The following is a 3,353-nucleotide window of genomic DNA, read 5'->3' as shown; positions in this document are numbered from 1 at the left end:
ACGTTTCCGTAATTGCCGGCCAGCGGCCGGCACTACCGACGGATGGTGCGCCAAGGTTGCCGGCCAGCGGCCGGCACGACCGGGTTTTATTCTTCCTCTTCCGGCACATCCTGCGGGTTCAGCGTCTTGCTCGCGCGCTTCGGTGCGGTGAACGGGGTCGGCGTCGGTACGCCCTGCGGACTGTTGCCGTAGATCATCCGCGCGCCGGCATTCAAACCCCCTCCGGCAATCTCCAGCTCAAAACGCTCGGCGTCGCGGCGGCGGATCTGCTCGGCAATCTCGATCGCGTCGTCCTCATCCGCACCCAGTTCCACCAGCGCGGCCTGGCCGAACAGCACCGCCGACTCAAACGTCTCGCGGATCTGGAAGTCGACACCGGCATGGATCAGCCGCAGCGAATGTTCGCGGTCGAACGAGCGCACCATCAGCTTGGCCTGCGGGAACTCATGCGCCACCAGTTCAACGATGCGGTCGGCGGCCTCGGCCTTGTCCACGCACACCGCAATCGCGCGCGCAGTGGCGGCGCCCGAAGCATGCAGCACGTCCAGACGCGTGCCATCGCCGTAATAGATCTTGAAACCGAAGCGCGCCGCGCTCTGGATCATCTCCACATCGTTGTCGATGATGGTCACGTCCACGTCGCGCGCCAGCAGCGACTGGCTGGCAACCTGACCGAAGCGGCCGAAGCCGATCAGCAGCACGCTGCCGGACAGGCCATCGGCCTCGTCCACGCCGTCCATGTTCACCGTCGGCTTCGGCGCAACACGCTTGTAGACCAGTACCACCAGCGGGGTCAGCGCCATCGACAGCACCACCACGGCGGTGAAGTTGGCATTGATCTCCAGGTCGATCACGCCGGCCGATGCGGCGGCGGAGAACAGCACGAAGGCGAACTCGCCACCCTGCGCCATCAGCACGCCGCGATCCAGCGCCTGCGCGTGGTCGCTGCCCATGATGCGCGCGACCACGTAGATGCACAGCGCCTTGGCCGCCATCAACGCCAGCACCAGGCCAAGGATCAACTGCCAGTGCGCGGCCACCACGCTCAGGTCCAGCGCCATGCCCACGCTGAGGAAGAACAGGCCGAGCAGGATGCCGCGGAACGGTTCGATGTCCGCTTCGATCTGGTGGCGGAAGGTCGACTCGCTCAACAGCACGCCGGCCAGGAACGCGCCCATCGCCATCGACAGGCCGGACAGCTGCATCAGCAGCGCCGCGCCCAGCACCACCAGCAGCGCGGCGGCGGTCATCACCTCGCGCGCCTTCGATTCGGCCAGCACCCGGAACAGCGGATTGAGCAGGAAGCGGCCGACCAGCACCAGGCCGACGATGGCACCCACGCCGATCGCCACCGACAGCCAGCGCGAACCCTCGCCATCGGCGCTGCCCGCACTCGGCGCCATCCACGCCACCAGCGCCAGCAACGGCACGATCAGCAGGTCTTCAAACAACAGGATCGAAACGATCTTCTGCCCCGACGGCAGCGCGATGTCACCGCGCTCGGCCAGCAGCTGCATCACCACCGCCGTGGAGGTGAGCACGAAGCCGGTGGCGCCGATGAAGGCCACCTGCCAGGGGAAGCCGAACAGCTTGGCGATGCTGGTCAGCACCAGCGCACAGGTGACGATCTGCAGCGTGCCCAGCCCGAAGATTTCCTTGCGCAGGCTCCACAGGTGCGAGGGCCGCATCTCCAGGCCGATCACGAACAGGAACATCACCACGCCGAGCTCGGCGGTATGCAGGATCGCCTGCGGGTCAGAGAACCAGCCCAGCCCGAACGGTCCGATCGCCAGGCCAGCGGCGAAGTAGCCCAGCACCGAGCCCAGGCCGGCCCGGCGGAACAAAGGCACCATCACCACCGCCGCGCCCAACAGGGCCACGACCTTGACCAGCTCGCTGGTCGCTGCTTCTACCGCCATGCGGTGCTTTCCCCAAGATCCAGAATCGGGTTCAACAATAGAGCAATGCCGATGACGGCAATAGCACGCATGTTGCGTCGGATTGTCTTGGAGGTGGAACGATGTGGGGAGTGACTCCTCAGATCATCCTGAAACCATGTCTTGTAGAGTCGAGCCATGCTCGACTGCTTTTGGCCTCAGCGCGCGGAGCAGTCGAGCATGGCTCGACTTTACAGAGAGCCACCCCGGCAAAACGCGGCGTAATCGATATACCCCGGGAACGGCACCCCCGGCGCGCACACCGGGCAGTGCGGGTCCGGCCGGATGCCGGTCTCGCGGAAGCGCATGCCCAGCGCATCGAAGCGCAGCAGGCGCCCGACCAGCGGCTCACCGATGCCCAGCAGCAGCTTCAGCACCTCGGTGGCCTGCAGAACCCCGGCCAGCCCTGGCAGCACGCCCAGCACCCCTGCCTCGGAACAGTTCGGCGCAAACTCCGGCGGCGGCGGCTCCGGGAACAGGCAGCGGTAGCACGGTGCCACGCCGCGCTGGCGGCCGGCGTCAAACACGCTTACCTGGCCGTCAAAGCGCTCGATGGCGGCATACACCAGTGGCTTGGCGTGCTTGATGCAGGCGTCGTTGAGCAGGTAGCGCAGCGGGAAGTTGTCCGAGCCATCCAGCACCACGTCCACGCCGTCCAGATGCGCGTCCACGTTCTCGGAAGTGACGCGCTCGGGTACCGCCTCCACTTCGATCGACGGGTTCAGCGCCAGCAGCCGCTCGCGCGCGGAATCAACCTTGAGCTGGCCGACACTGGCCTCCGTATGCACGATCTGCCGGTGCAGGTTGCTGCGCTCCACGCGGTCGTGGTCGGCGAAGCGCAGATGCCCTACCCCGGCCGCAGCCAGATAGAAGCCGGCCGGTGCGCCCAGCCCACCCGCGCCCAGCACCAGCACGCGCGACTGCTGCAGGCGGCGTTGGCCGGCCTCGCCCACCTGCGGCAGCAGCAGGTGGCGCGAATAGCGGTCGTAGAAGTCGCGGTCGGCCGCACTGGTCAGCGGCTGCACCAGCGGCAGCACCTGCTCGCGCCAGGCCACGGTACCGCCTGTCACGGAAGCGACGTTGGCATACCCGGCCTCCCTCAGGAACAGCGCGGCATCGGCCGAGCGCTTGCCGCTCTGGCAGATCAGCAGGATTTCCTGGTCGTGCCGCGGCAGATGCGCGGCCGGGTCGGCCTGCAGCGCGCCCTTGGCCACGCCACGCGCGCCCTCGGCCATGCCCCCGGCCCGTTCGTGCGCCTCGCGCACATCGATCAGCACCGCGCCATGGGCCAGGCGCTCGCGCGCCTGCGCGGGGGAAATCTCTTGGATGCTCATGGCCGCATTATCGCGCAGGTGGTGCCGGGCCGCCTTGACCGATATCCGCAAACGCGGGGGTAGTGGGGGGGGGGGGGGGGGG

2 protein-coding genes are annotated in these 3,353 nt (G+C 67.6%); both read right to left on the bottom strand.

Going from position 1 to position 3,353, the window contains the following annotated elements; translation table 11 throughout:
- Positions 1 to 86 precede the first annotated feature (86 nt).
- Positions 87 to 1,919, bottom strand: coding sequence for a monovalent cation:proton antiporter-2 (CPA2) family protein (locus QRO93_RS18855; RefSeq protein WP_180878208.1), 1,833 nt, complete (start codon positions 1,917 to 1,919; stop codon positions 87 to 89).
- Positions 1,920 to 2,128: 209 nt separating this feature from the next.
- Complete coding sequence (moeB, locus tag QRO93_RS18850; protein ID WP_285304318.1) at positions 2,129 to 3,316, bottom strand: molybdopterin-synthase adenylyltransferase MoeB; 1,188 nt, start codon at positions 3,314 to 3,316, stop codon at positions 2,129 to 2,131.
- Positions 3,317 to 3,353: the final 37 nt, after the last annotated feature.

It is taken from the genome of Stenotrophomonas maltophilia group sp. Smal17, from assembly GCF_030237045.1.
GTDB classification, from domain to species: domain Bacteria; phylum Pseudomonadota; class Gammaproteobacteria; order Xanthomonadales; family Xanthomonadaceae; genus Stenotrophomonas; species Stenotrophomonas forensis.
The sequence above is the reverse complement of the archived record's forward strand: the minus strand, read 5'-3'. Positions and strand labels throughout refer to the sequence as shown.